Genomic DNA, 16,891 nt, shown 5'->3' with positions numbered 1-16,891 from the left:
CGACCCGGCGGTGATCCCGGTCGATGGGTGGAGTTTCAAACACCCTGAGAGCTAAAACGCGGCCGATGAAAGCTGCCGTTGTGCCACCCAAAGACCGTGGTTCCCGGCGTCGTGCGGTATGCCTCGAACCGTCTCAATCGTCGCCCGCGGGCTTGGCCGGCTTGCGCCGATCCGCTCGCGGCCCGGTCAGGTCGATTGCCGGGAGCAGATCACGCAGGTATCGACCGGTGTGTGACTCGTCGAGTTGCGCCACCTCCTCTGGCGTTCCCGTCGCCACCACCTCGCCACCCCCCTCGCCGCCCTCCGGACCGAGGTCGATCACGTGATCGGCGTTTTTTATCAGATCGAGTTCGTGTTCGATCACTACCACGGTGTTACCGGCGTCGGCGAGACGGTGTAGAACCTCGATCAGCTTGCGCTCGTCCTCTGGATGGAGCCCCGTGGTCGGTTCATCGAGCAGGTACAACGTCTCGCCGGAGTCCTTTTTCCCCAGTTCCTCGGCGAGTTTGACGCGTTGGGCCTCGCCGCCGGAAAGTGTCGTCGAGGGCTGACCGAGTTGCATGTAGCCAAGCCCCACGTCTCGGAGGAGTTCGAGGCGGCGGCGGATACCGGGGTTGGCCGAAAAAAAGTCGAGGGCTTCGTCGACCTCCATCCCGAGTACGTCGGCGATGGTCTTGCCTTTGTAGGTGACATCCAGCGTCTCGTCGTTGTAGCGTGCGCCGTCACACTCCTCGCAGGGGACGTGTACGTCCGAGAGAAAGTTCATCTCGATTTTGACCGTGCCCTGCCCGCCACACTCCTCGCACCGGCCGCCCTTGACGTTGAACGAGAAGCGACCCTTCTTGTAGCCGCGCTGGGTGGCGAGGTCCGTCTCCGCGAACAGTTCGCGAACGTGGTCGAAGACGCCGGTGTAGGTCGCGGGATTCGACCGGGGCGTACGCCCGATCGGCGACTGGTCGATCAGGCGCACCGTCTCGATGGCATCCGTTCCTTCGATGGCGTCGTGGTCGCCGGGGTCGACCGAGGTGTTGTCGTTCATCCGGCGAGCCAGCCCGTTGTACAACACGTCGTTGATGAGCGTCGACTTACCCGACCCGGAGACACCGGTGACGGCGACGAACTCGCCGATTGGAATGGGGACATCGAGGTCCGTGAGGTTGTGCTGGCGCGCCCCGCGGATCGTGAGATGGCCGTCGCCGGGGTCGCGGCGCTCCTCCGGCACCGGAATCGTCCGCCGACCGGCGAGATAGTCGCCGGTAACCGACTCGTCACAGCCGACCACGTCGTCGAAATCGCCCTGTGCGACAACCTCGCCGCCGCGGCGACCGGGGCCCGGCCCCATGTCGATGAGGTTGTCGGCGCGGCGCATCGTCTCCTCGTCGTGTTCGACGACCAGTAGCGTGTTGCCCAGATCCCGCAGGCCTTCGAGGGTGTCGAGAAGGCGGTCGTTGTCCCGCTGGTGAAGGCCAATCGAGGGTTCATCGAGAACGTACAGCACGCCGACCAGCCCGGAGCCGACCTGTGTCGCCAGCCGGATGCGCTGGGACTCGCCGCCCGAGAGGGTCGACGCCTCCCGGTCGAGGGTCAGGTAATCGAGTCCCACCTCGGTCATAAAGCCGAGGCGGGCGCGGATCTCCTTCAGGATCTCCTCGGCGATGGTTCGGTCACGTTCCGAGAGCGACGCCTCAAGCCCCTCGAAGTGGTCGAGGGCGTCGCCGATGCTCATGCGGTTCACATCGGTGATCGGTACGCCGTCGACGAGAACGGCCCGTGAGGCGGGTTTGAGACGCGTCCCCTCACACGCACCGCAGGTGGTGACGGCCATGAACTCCTCGATGTGGTCGCGGGTGTTGTCTGAGTCGGTTTCGACGTGGCGACGTTCGAGGTTGCCGATCACGCCCTCGAACGGTTCACGTTTGCGTCGGACGCCGTTTTTCGTCGTCCACTCGAAGAGCACCTCCTCGTCGGTGCCGTGGAGAAACGCCGCCTGAACGTCGTCGTCCAACTCCTCGAACGGCGTGTCGAGAGCAACGTCGAAATGGCGGGCCAGCGAGTCGAGTTGCCGGCGGTAGTACGACCGGTTGTAGCTCCACGGCTCGAAGACGTTTTTCAACGGCTTGCTCGGATCCTGCACCACGAGACCGGCATCGACCGCCTTCGTGTTGCCGATGCCTTCACACTCCGGACACGCTCCGTGGGGACTGTTGAACGAGAAGCTTCGCGTTTCGAGTTCCGGAATGTCGATACCACAGTGGGTGCAGGCAAGCGCCTCGGAGAACTCGACAACGAGACGGTCAGGGGCGTCGTCGGTTGCCTCGTCCGTGTCGGCGTCGACATCGGCTAGATCGCCCGTCGACCGGGCGGTCGCACCGCCGAGTTCGCTCCCTGCGGGTGGATCGAGGAGGATCAGCTTCAACACGCCGTCGGCCTCGGTCAGGGCCGTCTCGACGGAGTCGACGATCCGCGACCGGGCGTCGGGATCGACCGTCACACGGTCGACCACCACGTCGATGGTGTGGTCGTAGTTCTCGTCGAGGGCCGGCCGATCGAGGGTGAGGTCGTACGGTTCGCCGTCCACCTCGACGCGGCTGTACCCCTCGCTCACCAACTCGTCGAACAGCGCCTCGAAGGCACCTTTCTGGTCGCGGACGATGGGCGCACAGAGTTTCGCCCGCGTCCCCGCAGGCAGGTCGAGAAGGCGGCCGACCATCTGACCCGGACTCTGCTCGCCAACCTCGCGGCCACACTCGGGACAGTGTGGGGTGCCGACGCGGGCGTACAGCAGGCGGAGATAATCGTGCAGTTCGGTGACGGTGCCGACCGTCGACCGGGGGTTGTTGGCGGCGTTTTTCTGGTCGATGGAGATGGCCGGCGAGAGGCCTTCGACGCTCTCGACCTGCGGTTTGTCCATCTGTCCGAGAAAGTTGCGGGCGTACGCGGAGAGGGACTCGATGTATCGGCGTTGCCCCTCGGCGTACACCGTCTCGAAGGCGAGGGAGGACTTCCCCGATCCGGACAGGCCGGTGACGACACTGAACTCCTCGCGGGGGATGCGGACGTCGAGGTCCTTGAGGTTGTGTTCCTCGGCCCCGCGAACCTCGATGTACTCCTTCATTCACGCCGACGTGGGAGCGCGACCGCCGAAACCCTGTCGATTCCCCACATAGCAAAGGCTCGCGGACCGCCGCTCACGGGCGACCAGAGACCGGCGACCACGGGTCGAGCGCTACAGTTTCTCGCGGCCGATCGTCACGCCCGTCGGCGTCACGATGATCTGGTCGTCGTTTTTGACGATCACGTCGCCGTCCACCTCGCGGGCGACCTGCCGGAGGTCCTCAAGCACTCGGTCGACGACGCTGTCGCTCGGGCTCAGTCGGGTGATGTCGGCGATAACGAGGTCGCCGTCGTAGACGGCGTCTTTGATCGCCATGGCATCGCGTTGTTCGCTGATCTCCGCGAGACGGACCTGCATGCCTGCATCCGCCCGCGCTGTATCGAAGTCGTCGAGGTTCAGTTCGACGTAGTCCTCGGTGCTGTGGCTGCCGCCGCCGCCGAGGATTTTGCTCATGATTCCCATGGGTTGTACTGGACCGACCGTCTCATTAGTTCTTACGTCAGACACCGGGGTCCGAACGGTCGGGCCTCGGACGGCTTTTTTACCCCGGACCGCGTGTCTCGACCGTGACCTACAGCATCTGTGCTCGGGAGCGACCGGGAGCCGACTCGAACGGGCGCTTCCGGTTCGGCGCCGCCGCGGCATCCCGCCTCCCCGCGGTCGGAGGCGTCGCCACACACGCGGGCGACAACGGGGCCGTCGCCACCGTCGGGATCACCGACGCGGAGGTGGGTCGGCGGTGTCTCGACGGCCTCGCGGACGGCCGTTCGCTGCCGGAGGTTCTCGATGACGCGGCGACGCCGCGCCGGCAGGTTCACGGCGTCGCCGCCGCCGCGGCCGACGGCCACACCGGCGACGACTGCCGGGGGGTCACGGGCCACGTCACCGGCGACGGGGTGAGCGTCGCCGGCACATCGTTGTCGGACGAGGCGGTGGTGGCGGCGGTGGCGCGGGGGTTCCGCGAGAACGAACGCGACGCGCCGCTCGCGTGTCGCCTTCTCACCGCGCTCGCGGCCGGGGAGCGGGCGGGGGGCGACCGCCGGGATCTGTCGACCGGGAGCGCGGCGGTCGTCGTCGGGCGGGCCGACGGACCGACGACGCTGTACGACGACCTCCGGGTGGATACCAGCGAGTCGCCGGTGGCCGATCTCCGGGAGACGTACCGGCGCGCAAAGCGGGGGTACGAGACTGCGGTAGAACGGTACGGGACGAGTCAGACGGAGAACTCGTAGAGGTCGTCGCCGACGTGGTGGACGGATTCGACGACCTTGCCCGAGTCACCCGGGAGGTCGGCGCCGGGTTCAAGTGAGCGCCCGACCGCGAGCGCTTTACCGTGGGTTTCCTCGACGACGACGATCAGGTCGCCGGGATCGATCACCTCGTCGGCGTCGACGATGCCGGGGCGCATCACGTCCGCGCCGTCGCTGACGAACTGGACGGCACCGGCGTCGACGGTGACGACCCGTCGTTCCGGCGGGTGAGCGTTCGCCCCGCGGACGGTCAGGAAGCGTTCGTCGTCGACGGCGAACACCTGTGGCTCACCGTCGACGAGCACCAGATCGAACTCGGTGCCGACGAGGTCGACGCGCTCGTAGGCCTCGCCGTCGAGGCCGACGCCAAGCGCCGCGTCAAGCGTCGCCTCTAGCTCCCGTATCTCGTCGCTCCGCAGGTGGTGGCGCGATTTGACCTCCATACCCGTTCTGTGACCGCTCGGCTCATAAGTCGCCCGACCGTGTTCGGCCCGCGCGTTTTTGTTCTCTCTGTCCGTCACGCGTCCGACGTGCAACAAACGCTAAGTGGGCGTGGTGCCTGTCATCAATCATGTGGCGTTCGGGCTCGGACGGAGACGGTGACGGGGAAACGGTCGTCTGTATCGCGTGTGGAACGTCGCTTTGTCGGTCCGACGCCCGCGAATACGACAAGGAAGGCGACCGATGGAGCCGCCGCGGCAAGGAGTTCGAGCACCTCTGTAAGTCGTGTTATCGAAACCTGTGTCACCAGCCACGCGACGAACTCGAGGCGTTGCTCGTCGACGTCGCCGGCGACGAGGGCCTCTCACAGGGGGCGTTTCTGGAGCGATACTACGGCGCCGTCGAGGAGCGGTACGGCTCCGCCGACCCAGAAGAACCGGAATCGTAGCCAACGGCTCCCGGGCAGGGGCGGCCCGACACGTCTAACTACCCGTCACCTCTACGCGAGGGTATGACGAACGACTCGCAGGCACAAGCCGAGGCCGGCACGGCGGAGGGACAGGGACCGGTCGAGATCAGTCCCGACGAGGCCCGGCGGTTACAGGAGAAACGCGAGGAGTTGTTCGAGGAGTTCGAGATTCCGGACGCCTTCCCGCGGGAGGTGCTCCGCGAGGCCGAGGAACGCACCGACGGCGTCCAGGCCGAAATCGAGGCCGAACTCGACGACCGACAGGACCTGCGCGACCTGACCGCGTGGACGACCGACCCCATCGACGCCCAGGACTTCGACGACGCGATCAGCGTCCGTGAGGAGGACGACGCCTACCGGCTGTGGGTCCACATCGCCGACGTGACACATTACGTCCACCCCGACTCCGCGATGTGGGAGGAGGCCGTCCAACGCGGCAACACCGTCTACCTTCCCGCCTACACCGTCCACATGCTTCCGCCGACGCTCGCGGAGACGGTGTGTTCGCTCGTCCCCGAGGAGGACCGCCTCGCTCACACCGTCGAGATGGAACTCGACCCCGAGACGCTCTCCTTCGAGGAGATCGACATCTACAAATCCGTCATTCGAAGCGACGAGCGACTCACCTACGGCGAGTGCGAGACGCGCTTGGAGGACCCCGATGCCCCACTCCACGACGAGAACACCCTCGCGTTCGAGTTGGCCGATCGGATGCACGAACAACGTAAGGAGGACGGCTCACTCGTTCTCAACCCGCGCCGGGACCGCGCACACACCATCATCGAGGAGTGTATGCTGAAAGCCAACAAGGCCGTCACGCACGAACTCATGTGGAACCGCGGCGTCGAGGCGATGTACCGCGTCCACCCACAGCCGACGCCGGACCAGTGGAACGACGCCCTCCGGGAGATCCAGGAGTTGAACGGCGTCTCCATCCCCTCTGATAAGTGGGACGATCCCCGGAAAGCGGTCAACGGAGCGCTTGAATCCGCCCCCGATCGGATGCTTTCGAAGATTCAACGTGCCGTATTGAAGGTGATGCCCCGTGCGAAGTACATGAACGACCCCTTCGGCGGTCACCACGCGCTCAACTTCGACATCTACGGCCACTTCACATCGCCGATCCGCCGGCTCTCCGACCTGATCAACCACTGGATCGTCCACGAGAACGACGTGCCGGAGGACCTGATCGCGCTCTGTGATCGCGCTTCCGACCGTCAGAAGGACGGCGAGACCGTCGAGCGCCTCTACAAGGGGTTCATGGAGGAGACCGGCCTCGACCCGTACGCGGTGAACAACCGTGGGGTCGTCACCGTCGACGACGACGGCAACGTGGTGAACACCGAGGGAGCGCCGCCCGGAGAGCACTGAGCGGGCTACCGCTTGGACGGCCGAGAGTCGATAACCGGCGGCCCGTCTCCGCCGTGACGGCGACGCCTGCGGCCGGGTGACCGGCACCAGGGGTGTCCCCGTCCGGCGAGAGACGCGTCAACCCGAAACGATTAGATGGTCGCCCGAGGGTCGGTCGATTATGGATCCGGTCAAGCTGATCGGGGATCTCATCAGCCTGCTCACGTTCCTAGCGGTCGTGGGTGTTCTACTCTGGTTCGTCGTTTCCCGTTTCGTCCCCGGGATCGGATAGGAGTCGGACCGCGCGGTGGCGTCACGCCTCGTCAGGGGGCGGGGAGGGACCTAGCCGAGTCCATCGGCGGCCGTCGGTGGGACGGGCCGATGGATGTGCCCGCCGGGAGTCCGACACGATGGTAAGGGTGCCGGGTTCCGTCCGCGCGGTCGGACGGTACGCTCGCCGGTTCGTGTGTGTTAGTATTGTGCATTATTCTTGCGGGGTTTGTAGGTCTTATACGGATCCGTACGTGGTGTGTGTCTCTATTGCGGCGTAGAACGGTATCGCTCCCGACCGATCGAGCGCTCGAGAATGCGTTCGGATATGTGTGCCGATGATCGTCCGATCAGTAATGTTTGTATTGTGGAATAGTAACATTATTATACGTGGCGTGTGTACATGTAGATGAAGATGAAACGAAACGTCGGCTCCACGGATGGAACGGTTCGCATACTGATCGGCGCGGCGGCGGGACTGTTGTCGTTGGCTATCCTCGCGGGTGTCGTCCCGTTCCCGGCGATCGCATCGCCCGCGCTCGGGGTCGTGTCTCTCGTCATGATCGGCACCAGCCTGACCGGCTTTTGCCCGTTGTACACGCTGCTCGGGGTCGACACCTGTCCGGTCTCACCGCAGTAGAACCGGGACCGGTTACCACCGCGATCCGTCGACCGGGGCGCGGTCTCTTCGCCGGTCGGACGGCCCTCGTCGGTGAGAAACGGTTCTCACCCTTGGTTGTCCGTTCCGTTGAAACGGTTGGAGTCGCGGATGTGTTCGCCGTCCGGAGAGAATCGACTCGGGCCGAACACGACCTCTCATCCGCCATCGTTGCCGTTGTTCGGGTCCGTCCCCTATCCGGGCCGATCCGTGATCGTGACGGCGTGTGCGTCGGGGTGGCGGCCCCGTCTCTCGGAGAGACGGGGAGGCCGTTCCCCCCCGATGCAGTGTGCTGTTTTTCCGCGTCGCTCGTTCCACACCCCGCCCGAGCGGTTCCCGCAGGCCTGCTCCCTGAAGACTTGAGCGCTCGCGCTCCGTCTTTTCGGGGCTACAACGTTGAGTCGGCTGGAGCGAGGGGGGCAGCGGTAGGGCAACGTGTTTTGTGCCGGCTCTAACGGCCGCTCCCGGCCAGAGGCTGCGCTCTCGCCGTTGGGAGGCACACGGGGGGATCACCGGGTACGTTCCGACAGTTGGGTCTCGGTGTACCGGATGGCAAAGTACGCGATGACGAGTCCGATGAGAAGGATACCGAACCCGCCGGCAGCGGTCAGGGAGTCGGACACCGTATCGAACTCACCGATCCGGAAGCTGATTATCTCACGGGCGATTGCGATAATCGCAGCACCGATCACGGTCCGCACAACAGGTTCGCTACGAGCGTACGCGATGAGCGTGCGGTGTACCTCGACGATGATCAGCAACAACAACACAGTATCGAGAAGTTCAATCACAGCGACCGGGTCGGTGAATCTGCCGGTTACTATGAGGCCCCACAGCCCGAGAAGCAGATCAAACACGCCGATGAGAAATAATAACAGAGTAAAATAAGCAGTGACGAGAACGAGCCACCGCATCGCGACTACCGATGGCTCCGTGATTCGCGACAGGTTGGTATCCGTGGTCACATCACCGTATTATGTGATATGATGATAAATCCGTCACACGTTAAACCGAGGTGTCGCCACGTTCCAGCGGCCCTGTTGTTTCAATACGAGAAACTCGCATCCCGTGTCTTATGAGTCGGGGCGATGTTTTTCCGGGTTGCCAGGATCGGCGTGTGAGACCGGCGGCTAAAGATAGAAGAAGCGTCCGAGACGGTCCGGTTGTCCACCTCCGTTCGGTTATGGAACCTGACCGGGGACCGAACGTTCGCTCGGTGGCCGCCAGTCTCGACGCGTGAACCCGGAAGCCGAGTCGCCGTGTTGCTCTGTACACGTTCCGGGTCTTCGGAGTTCGTAACCGGCACTCGCACACGAGGGGGTTACCGAACGGTGCGGTGGAGTTTCGAGGACACGCCCGATGGTCGGCCACCGGCCGAGGTGTCGTACTTTAGGTGTCCAGCCACTCCGATGGTGGGACCCCCGGCGACGGTGGCCGGAAGGCGGGTGCCCCGATAGACCCCGACGATCACGTCGTCGTTTCGTCGTCCACAGTTTGAATGAGACGTGTCTCACCGTGATATTAATACCCTCGGCCCAAAATCAATGCCGTGAGCACGCACGTTGCGGTCGTCGGTGCGTACGGCAGTGCCGGTGCGGCAGTCGCACAGCGACTCGCCGATGTCGACGGAATCGAACTGACGCTTATCGATGATGGGGATCCCGGCGGCGGCCTTTGCATCCTCCGTGGATGTATGCCGTCAAAGGAGGTTCTCTCGGCAGCCGAACACCGCTTTGCGGCACGGCACGACCCCCGCTTGGACGGGGCGTTGCCCGATGTCGACCTCGAAGCGGTGGTCGAACGGAAAAACGAGCACACGACCGAGTTCGCCGCGCACCGCCGCGCTGCCGTCGACGATCTTGCTGAGCGGGAGACCGTCGAGTTGCTCCGTGACACCGCCACGTTCATCGATGACCGCCACCTCAGAGTCGGCGACCGGACGATCGAACCGGACTACATCGTGGTCGCGACCGGATCGACGATGAACGTCCCGGACCTGCCGGGTATCAGCGACGTAACGGTACAGACCAGCGCGGACGTTCTCGACGCGACCGAGTTCGGCGACTCCGGCCTCGTCATGGGCTTTGGCTACGTTGGGATGGAGCTGGTCCCATATCTCGCCGAAGCCGGCGGTATGGATCTGACCGTCATCGAACATGACGCCCGCCCACTCGATGAAGCTGATCCGCCGTTTGGTGACGAACTGCTCGACTACTACCGCGGGTCGTTCGACATCACGGTGCTCACCGAAACCCACGAACGACGCGTCGAACCGACCGACGACGGCGGCGTCCGGATGACCGTCGAAAAAGACGGCGAGAATCGGATCGTCGAGGCCGACCAGTTGTTCGCGTTCACCGGTCGTCGGCCCGCGCTCGACCGTCTCGGGTTTGCGGCGACCGGCTTGAATCCGGGACCGGGGTGGGTCACGGACACGATGCAGACCCGTAACGATGAGCGGGTGTTCGTCGTCGGCGACGCCAATGGCAAAGAGCCGATCCTTCACGTCGCCAAGGAGCAAGGATTCACCGCGGCGGCGAACGTTCGCGCTCACCGCGACGGTGAGCCGCTCGAAACGTACGAAAACGTGCACCACCACGTCGTGTTCTCGGGGGTGGGCGTGCTTCCGTACGCCCGGGTCGGCCACTCCGCCGAGTCCGCCCGCGATGCAGGGGTAGACCACATCGTTGTGACCCGCAACGCGTCCGGCGACGGCGTGTTCAAGAGCAAGAACGTGGCCGATGGCTTGGGTCGGTTGGTTGTCGGAACGGATGGAACGGTACTGGGCTGGCAGGGCCTGCACTACCACGCCGACGCGATGGCCAAGACGATGCAGGTGGTCGTCGAGACGGGACTTGATGTCCGGGAGTTGCCCGACCGCGCCTATCACCCGACGACGCCGGAGATTCTCGACGGTCTGTTCCGGGAGGCCGCCGCGGAGCTGTCGGGCTGACACGCCACCCGATCACACGCCACGGTCGCACGAGCCCGGGTACGGTTCCGCGGGTGGTACTCGACAGGGATGTCGGTGGTGCCCGTACGACCTCACGTCCGAACGGGAGCCATCGTGACAGGCCGGTGGTGGAGACGAGGGTCATGCACGGTGGAGACCGAGCGTACCCTCGGGGCGTGGTCCGGAGTCAGAGGGGGCCACACGACCGATCCTGTTCCGGGGAGGGAGCAGTGGTGATTCGGAGCGTATCTTCGATTCGGATCCACACACCGTATGTGGTGTTCCGGTATCGCAGATACGAGTCGGTTGTCGTCCGGAACCGATCCGCGAACGACCGAAGCGCGTCGGGGAGTTCGGGACACGCGTGGTAGAGGTCCTGTTCGACTGCCGTCCGAGCGATCCGTTTCTGGGCTGGTGGCAGGTCGCCGTATGAAACTCCGTCCGCACGCTCCGAGGGCGACCGCTTGGCGGCGTTGACGACCGCGTCACCTGCCATCGTCGAACACCCGGCCAGAGGGATAGCGGCGAGACCGGCGGCTATTAAAACTGAACGGCGTTTCGTGCTATTCCTATCTGTACCTATAGTTTCTCGTTATATTTGTTTGGTATAATTCGGTTCTGTGACAGAGAACTGACCGGGAGAGAATCGAACGTCTTGAGCAGTTCGATGGTCGTCTCGGCGCATGCCTTTCGGCTCGCGGTCACTTCCGAAAGATGTGACGCGACTGCTGAGCGCTCGAAGCACTGCCGAACACCACCGTGTGGCGCAACGGCGTCAGCACTTCGCCACCGGCGTCACGTCCGAGTCTTGTTTCTCGGTCGGTTGCCGGCGACTCGCAGACGAACTGGTGTATCGAGAAAATGGCAGCCGGCGGTTCTGATGGGAGACACACGGCGTATACACCGGTTCTGTGGGCTGACCCACCACAGCGACTCAGGGCCGCTCGGGGTCAACGGCGTGAATCAGGACCTCACAGTCCGTCTCCAATGGCGGATCGAGAAACGCCTCGGGGTGCTCTAGCACCCGCCGCATCACCCACTCCGAGAGGCGTGCCTCCCAATCGTTGGATTCGTAGAAGGCTTCGTAGAGTCGGTTCATGTCTTCGGTCTCCATATAGTAGTGGGTCACCTGACGATCACCGACCGCTTCCAGCAACAACGATTCGGTGTACATCGCCTCCGCCTCGACTGTGTCCGTTTCGTCACGCGCCCACGACCGGGCGCGGTCGAACCGCTTGAGCCAGTTGATGAGATCAACGGCGCGTGCGACGAGCGTGCTGGTGGGTCCGGGTTTCACCGCGAGGGAGGTGATTGCGACCGGGATCGGTAACTCATCGCCGGCGACGGGGGCGACCAGCGATCGTCCGACCGCATCGGCGTACCGCTCCCGCCGATAGGGATTGGTCACGTGGGTGACGTATCGGTGGTCGGCGCGACCGCCGGCGTGGACCGTCGCCTCGTCCGTGAGTACGTCTGCCAGTCCATTCCCGAACACCGGCGACACGCGCCGGATGGTCGCATCCGGCGTCGCCCACGCGTCGGCGTCGGCATCGACCATCTCGACGTACCACAGCAACGCGTCGCCACGCCGTGGGTCGTGGCTGGCATCGTCGGTCCGGCTGAACTCGCCGTCGTCGAGAAACAACGTCACCAGCGTTACGCCGGCGGCCGGTAGCAGTGTACGGACATCACCGTCGACGTTGTCGTCCGCCCAGTCCGTCAGCAGGTTCCTGACGGTTCGTGTCTGGTCTTCGACAATTGGCTGGCGAACCAGCACCGAGTCGAAAACGTCGATACCACCGCGCTCGGGGTAGTTCGGGCGGGCGTTCAAACCGTCGCTGTCGGTGACGGTCTGTACGTCGTCAGCGCGGTCACCTGGCTGTGGAGGACTCATACGCGACTAGCCGTGCGCTACGATCGAACCGCGTTCTCCAAAGGCAATAATCCTATTCATTCCGGGGAGTGTCCCGGCGTCACCGGATGACCGATATCAACCGCCACATCCCGTTGCCCCGGATGACTCATACCACACAGTCAACGTCGACGTCACCAACGGTCGGGTCGTGAACCGCGTCAGGTCGCACACAGCGGACTGCACCTCCCGGAATAGCAGGGGTTCTCGATAGAACCGGGATGAACGGATTTCAACTCCTGTGTGGATGCTCCCTGCCGCGACACCCCGAGGCGTGTGGCCGACTCGATTACCGGACCCGTATGTTACGTGTCTGTGCGTGGTGGTGCCCGTTGGAGGTGGCCAGGCCCTGAATCCGATACCGGTCGGGGCGATGGGAGGCGGACTATCGCTCGATAACCGCGCCGCTGGCGCCAACGGCCACGTCAGGGCTTCCCCTGGCGACGGCTTTGAGGTTCTTGCCAGTCGGCGTCGAGAGTTGCGTCCATACGGCGTCGGTGCGCTCGACCACCGCTCCACCCCCACCGACGGTCAGGCCACCGCCGCCGCTCCCGACCTCGATGTCGCGAAGGGTTGCATCCCCGACGTCGAAAGGGACGAACTCGGTACCGTCGTACTGGAAGATCCGACCGCCGCCGACGCAGATCCAGACGTCATCGTCGGCGTCGCTGTCGACGCCGTATAGATTCTCGTTTGCGTCGGCGATACCGATTTTATCGTATGTCGACCCGTCGTCGGTCACAAAGACCGATTTGTTACCGTCAACGATGTGTCCCTGACGGGTGTCCGAGAAGTCGACGGCGTTGAGGTTCGCCCCGCTTCCAGGGGTGGTCGAGTCGAACGTCTCGCCGTTGTCGAAACTGAAGTACATCTTCCCGGAGTCGCCGGCCACGTAGACGTTCGCCTCGCGGGCCTGTCCGGTGACGGTCACGTCGTTGAAGTTGTTCGTCACGTCGTTCGGCGCCGAGAGATCGTTCACCGACCCCGTCTCGACATCGTACTCGCCGATTGCGCCGGAACTCCCGACGAACCACAGTCGCTTGCCGTCGTCGGTGACGTCCGAGCTGAAAAGGTCGTTCCCGTTCCCTGTCGGGCCGCCGTCGATGATCTTCGTCCAACCGTCCGCCGTGCGCTCGATGACGTCGCCGCTTCCGCCAACGGCGTACAGGCCTTCGGCCGTCCGCTCAACGTCGTACAGCGTCCGTTCGGTCGGCGATTCGACGACCTCGAAGCCGCTCCCGGCCGCGACGGTTTGTCCGCCGGCCGACCCAACGACAACCGACGCACCGATGCCTCTCAGAACTGCTCGGCGGCTGTATATCATCAGGATGTCTGAGGACCAGCCAATAATCAATGTTGTGACCGAACAGCCGTCTCCGTCGAGATGTGTGATCCGCGCGACGGAATCGGAGCCGGGTGTCACAGAACGGCTGGCACGCTCCGCTCGAAGCAGAAAGCACGGGTGATTCGTGCGATCAAAAAGGCCGAATCGTCTCCGGCGTTCGTGGAACGTGTCGGGACTGACACCGAGGTTGCGCACATTACTTCTCAAACATAACGTTCGCGAATTCGAACCGAGCGCCTCCGTCCGCACCGTCGGTGACGCGAACGTCCCAGCCATGGGCCTCGGCAATCTGTCTAACGATGCTCAGCCCAAAGCCCGTGCCTTCTTGGCTTGTCGAGTAGCCGGCACTGAACACCTCGTCACGCCTCTCCTCGGGGATTCCCGGGCCGTCGTCCTCGACGTAGAACCCGTTGTCTAACTCGCCGACGGTCACGGTCACGTCGTCACCACCGTGTTCGACCGCATTTCGAATCAGATTCTCGAACACCTGTTTCAGCCGGCTCCTGTCGGCATACATCATACGATCAGCGCGAGCGGTCAACGTCGAATGTGCCGTCCCGACGGTTCTCCAGCAGTCTTTGGCGACCGCCTCGAAATCGACCGGTTCGTGGTCGGCGACGGTGTCGCCGCTGCGAGCCAGCGTCAGGAGGTCCTCGGTCAGTGCGCCCATCCGGTCTAAGGCCCGGTCGACGTGTGCTAAATGCTCGCTGTCACAGTCTTCCATGGCAAGTTCCAAGCGCCCGTTGGCTGTTTTCAGCGGATTGCGAAGGTCGTGTGAGACGATGCTGGCGACCTCATCAAGCCGGTCTTTCCGTTGTGCCAACTCCCGTTCCCGGTTTACACGCTCCGTGACATCGCGGTGAATAACGACAACCTCGTCGGACCGTCCGGTATCACCGTCAGGTAACGCCGCCACGTGGTCCTCGCAGATCCGCGACTCCCCGCTTGCCGTCTGTAGGAGCGCCTCGGAACGTTTAGTTTCCGTTTTTGCTCCTGACATCACCCTCTCGAACGTCTCTTCCATACGGCTCGTCTCCTCGTCGGGCTTGATCAGCGAGAAGTGGCGCCCCAGAAGCGACGTCTCAGTGTAGCCTGTCAGGTCACACAGCGCCGGGTTGACGTACCGGAACCGACCGTCGACATCGACGACAGCGATCGGGTCGGGCGCCGTTTCGACGATCGTTTGCTGTTTTTCGAGAGTCCGGTCGCGCTCCTTTCGTTCGGTGATATCCCGAGCGATGGCGACAGACCGGTCCTGTCCCTCGAAACGGAACCGGCTGATGTGGACCTCGACCGGGAACGTCGACCCATCAGCCCGTTCATACCTGCCTTCTATGCGACGGTTCTCGCCGATCCCCATTTCCTGCCACAGTGTGTGTGTAGCATCGGGGTCGATCTCTCGATCCAACTCCCAGATCTTCATGTCGGTGAGCTCCGAGGCGTCGTAGCCGGTTTTCCCGCAGAGCCGGGGGTTCGGGTCCAGAATCTCACCGTTCGTATCGTGGACGTTGATCATATCCGGTGAGTTTTCAAACAGCGCCTCCAGTCTGGCTGTTTTCTGTTGAAGCTTCCGTTCACGTTCTTTCCGGTCGGAGATGTCCCGTACTGTACAGACGAGTTCGCCGCGTTCGGTTGTCGCCAACGTGTGATCCACGGGTACCGTACCCCCGTCCGCTCGGGGCTGACGGTTTCCCCGTGCCAGTACCCCGCCTGCTCGACCGCTGGCAGAATCTCTTCTCTGACCTCGGGAACGTCCTCCTCGGGGTACACGAGTTCCCAGTGTTTGCCGATCAACTCCTCCGGGTCGTACCCGTGGAGGTCGGCGAACTGTTGATTCGCATAGATGTACTGTCCGTCGGCATCGAGAATGCTGATACCCTCTCGGGCCGTTTCGATCGCTTCAAGCTGTCGGGCCCGCTCCCGTTCGGCGTCCCGTCGCTCGACAGCGTTCCGGATTCGGTTGGCGAGAACGGCGTACTGATCGGACCCGATGCTCTTTTGTAAGTAGTCGGTCACACCCGCCGAGATTGCGTCCCCGGCAACCGCCTCGGAACCCTTCCCGGTGTACAGAATGAACGGCAGATCGGGATACTCGTCGCGAACGGCTCGGAGAAATTCGAGTCCGTTCTGATCCGGCATATCGTAGTCGGAGACGATACAATCGAACTCGGCCGCGGAGAGACGGGCCAGTCCGTCGCTGGCACTTGTGACCGTCTCGACTCCGAGTCGGTTCTCCTCGCGTTCCAGCATATCGGCGGTCACACTAGCAAGTTCCGGGTCGTCATCAACGTGCAGTACGCGGATGTCCCTCTTGCTACCCATTTGCTAGTGGATTCTTAACAGCTGTTTAAATATACTGTGGCCCCATTTTCAGCAGAAATAAGGCGGTGTGGGTGACGGGACATCGTAAGATCGCGGTCGCGAACCGCGTGTCCGGTGGTCGATGAACCGACCAGTGTATGCGTGTGTGGATGCGGGAAGCTGTGTGCGGTGCTGACACGCTCGGCGGCAAGATGGGCGCGGTCCAGTTAGCACGGGTGTGAGAACGGCCGTCGGCTCCGTGGTTACGACGACCCTCCACAAACGGTCGGTCGCAGGCGACGGGACGAACACGCCGCCACAACCGTCTACGCCACTCGGCCAGCCGCCGTTTCAGCGGAGTAAGCGAGACTGTCTCGGTCACCGGGAAACGCCGTCCCCCGACCCCACGACACAAAGCGGCGTTCTCGTGACCGGCGGGGGACCGCGTATTCCTCCTGCCGGAAACGTGCCGGCGACGAGGCGAACCGTTTGAGTCCACGTGAACGGGTGGTCGGGGTCGTGTGGGGATTATCCGCGTTCGATGTGCACACTCCGATGGGCGGTGTTGGGCGCGTTCGACCCGAACATCGGCCAGTCTCCACGCAATTCCGCATCCACAGGCTCCACTGCACGGAGAGTGCCGTCCGTGTTAGCACAGTAGAACAGTCCGTCGGCAACGACCGGCGATGACCACACGCCTGCGCCCGCATCGTACTGCCACCTGACGCTCCCCCCGCTAGCGGTGAGACCGTAGACCGTGTTGTCGAAGCTACCGATCACGACGGTCCCGTCCGCCACGGCCGGAGATGCGCGGACCGCACCGTTGG

Annotated in this window: 14 protein-coding genes and 1 pseudogene; 5 read left to right on the top strand and 10 right to left on the bottom strand. The window is 63.7% G+C overall.

Going from position 1 to position 16,891, the window contains the following annotated elements; all coding sequences use genetic code 11:
* Positions 1-133 precede the first annotated feature (133 nt).
* Both uvrA and Q0925_RS01420 read right to left on the bottom strand, forming a co-directional pair.
* Complete coding sequence (gene uvrA / locus Q0925_RS01425; protein ID WP_299331111.1) at positions 134-3,115, bottom strand: excinuclease ABC subunit UvrA; 2,982 nt, start codon at positions 3,113-3,115, stop codon at positions 134-136.
* Positions 3,116-3,226: 111 nt separating this feature from the next.
* Entirely contained in the window at positions 3,227-3,577 is a 351-nt protein-coding gene (locus Q0925_RS01420; RefSeq protein WP_299331109.1) for a cell division protein SepF, read from the bottom strand.
* A gap of 104 nt (positions 3,578-3,681) precedes the next feature.
* On the opposite strand from Q0925_RS01420, the gene Q0925_RS01415 reads away from it, so the two are divergent.
* The gene (locus tag Q0925_RS01415) at positions 3,682-4,347 is read left to right on the top strand and encodes a DUF1028 domain-containing protein (RefSeq protein ID WP_299331107.1); all 666 of its coding nucleotides are present in this window, start codon (positions 3,682-3,684) and stop codon (positions 4,345-4,347) included.
* Here Q0925_RS01415 and Q0925_RS01410 read toward each other — a convergent pair.
* Positions 4,329-4,808: an RNA-binding protein gene (locus Q0925_RS01410; RefSeq protein ID WP_299331105.1), complete on the bottom strand. Its 480-nt coding sequence runs from the start codon at positions 4,806-4,808 to the stop codon at positions 4,329-4,331. The genes Q0925_RS01415 and Q0925_RS01410 overlap by 19 nt on opposite strands.
* A gap of 128 nt (positions 4,809-4,936) precedes the next feature.
* Between Q0925_RS01410 and Q0925_RS01405 the strand changes: the two genes are divergently transcribed.
* From Q0925_RS01405 to Q0925_RS01395, 3 genes are all read left to right on the top strand, one after another.
* The gene (locus tag Q0925_RS01405) at positions 4,937-5,254 is read left to right on the top strand and encodes a DUF7562 family protein (protein ID WP_299331103.1); all 318 of its coding nucleotides are present in this window, start codon (positions 4,937-4,939) and stop codon (positions 5,252-5,254) included.
* 63 nt (positions 5,255-5,317) lie between these two features.
* Positions 5,318-6,646, top strand: a complete 1,329-nt coding sequence (locus Q0925_RS01400; protein ID WP_299331101.1) for a ribonuclease catalytic domain-containing protein — start codon at positions 5,318-5,320, stop codon at positions 6,644-6,646.
* A gap of 658 nt (positions 6,647-7,304) precedes the next feature.
* Positions 7,305-7,535 (top strand): YgaP family membrane protein, encoded by a 231-nt coding sequence (locus Q0925_RS01395; RefSeq protein WP_414652080.1) that lies wholly within the window; start codon positions 7,305-7,307, stop codon positions 7,533-7,535.
* A 527-nt stretch (positions 7,536-8,062) separates the two neighbouring features.
* Here Q0925_RS01395 and Q0925_RS01390 read toward each other — a convergent pair.
* Complete coding sequence (locus tag Q0925_RS01390; RefSeq protein ID WP_299331132.1) at positions 8,063-8,467, bottom strand: phosphate-starvation-inducible PsiE family protein; 405 nt, start codon at positions 8,465-8,467, stop codon at positions 8,063-8,065.
* Positions 8,468-9,102: 635 nt separating this feature from the next.
* Here Q0925_RS01390 and Q0925_RS01385 point away from each other — a divergent pair.
* The gene (locus tag Q0925_RS01385) at positions 9,103-10,506 is read left to right on the top strand and encodes an NAD(P)/FAD-dependent oxidoreductase (RefSeq protein WP_299331100.1); all 1,404 of its coding nucleotides are present in this window, start codon (positions 9,103-9,105) and stop codon (positions 10,504-10,506) included.
* 187 nt (positions 10,507-10,693) lie between these two features.
* On the opposite strand, the gene Q0925_RS01380 is transcribed toward Q0925_RS01385, so the two are convergent.
* The 6 genes and pseudogenes from Q0925_RS01380 to Q0925_RS12400 all read right to left on the bottom strand — a co-directional run.
* Positions 10,694-11,002, bottom strand: coding sequence for a hypothetical protein (locus Q0925_RS01380; RefSeq protein ID WP_299331098.1), 309 nt, complete (start codon positions 11,000-11,002; stop codon positions 10,694-10,696).
* 438 nt (positions 11,003-11,440) lie between these two features.
* Positions 11,441-12,400, bottom strand: a complete 960-nt coding sequence (locus Q0925_RS01375) for a hypothetical protein (protein ID WP_299331095.1) — start codon at positions 12,398-12,400, stop codon at positions 11,441-11,443.
* 403 nt (positions 12,401-12,803) lie between these two features.
* Positions 12,804-13,742 carry a WD40/YVTN/BNR-like repeat-containing protein gene (locus Q0925_RS01370; RefSeq protein ID WP_299331091.1) on the bottom strand — a complete coding sequence of 313 codons (939 nt, stop codon included), beginning with the start codon at positions 13,740-13,742 and terminating at the stop codon, positions 12,804-12,806.
* Positions 13,743-13,959: 217 nt separating this feature from the next.
* The gene (locus Q0925_RS12410; protein WP_299331131.1) at positions 13,960-15,279 is read right to left on the bottom strand and encodes a PAS domain S-box protein; all 1,320 of its coding nucleotides are present in this window, start codon (positions 15,277-15,279) and stop codon (positions 13,960-13,962) included.
* Positions 15,276-16,085: a response regulator gene (locus Q0925_RS12405; protein ID WP_299331088.1), complete on the bottom strand. Its 810-nt coding sequence runs from the start codon at positions 16,083-16,085 to the stop codon at positions 15,276-15,278. The genes Q0925_RS12410 and Q0925_RS12405 overlap by 4 nt, the downstream gene beginning before the upstream one ends.
* Positions 16,086-16,592: 507 nt before the next feature.
* Positions 16,593-16,886: pseudogene (locus Q0925_RS12400) on the bottom strand (PQQ-binding-like beta-propeller repeat protein); the annotation flags it as partial.
* Positions 16,887-16,891 lie beyond the last annotated feature (5 nt).

This window comes from Haloplanus sp., assembly GCF_028275055.1.
GTDB lineage: Archaea > Halobacteriota > Halobacteria > Halobacteriales > Haloferacaceae > Haloplanus.
This window is presented reverse-complemented; position numbering and strand designations above follow the sequence as displayed.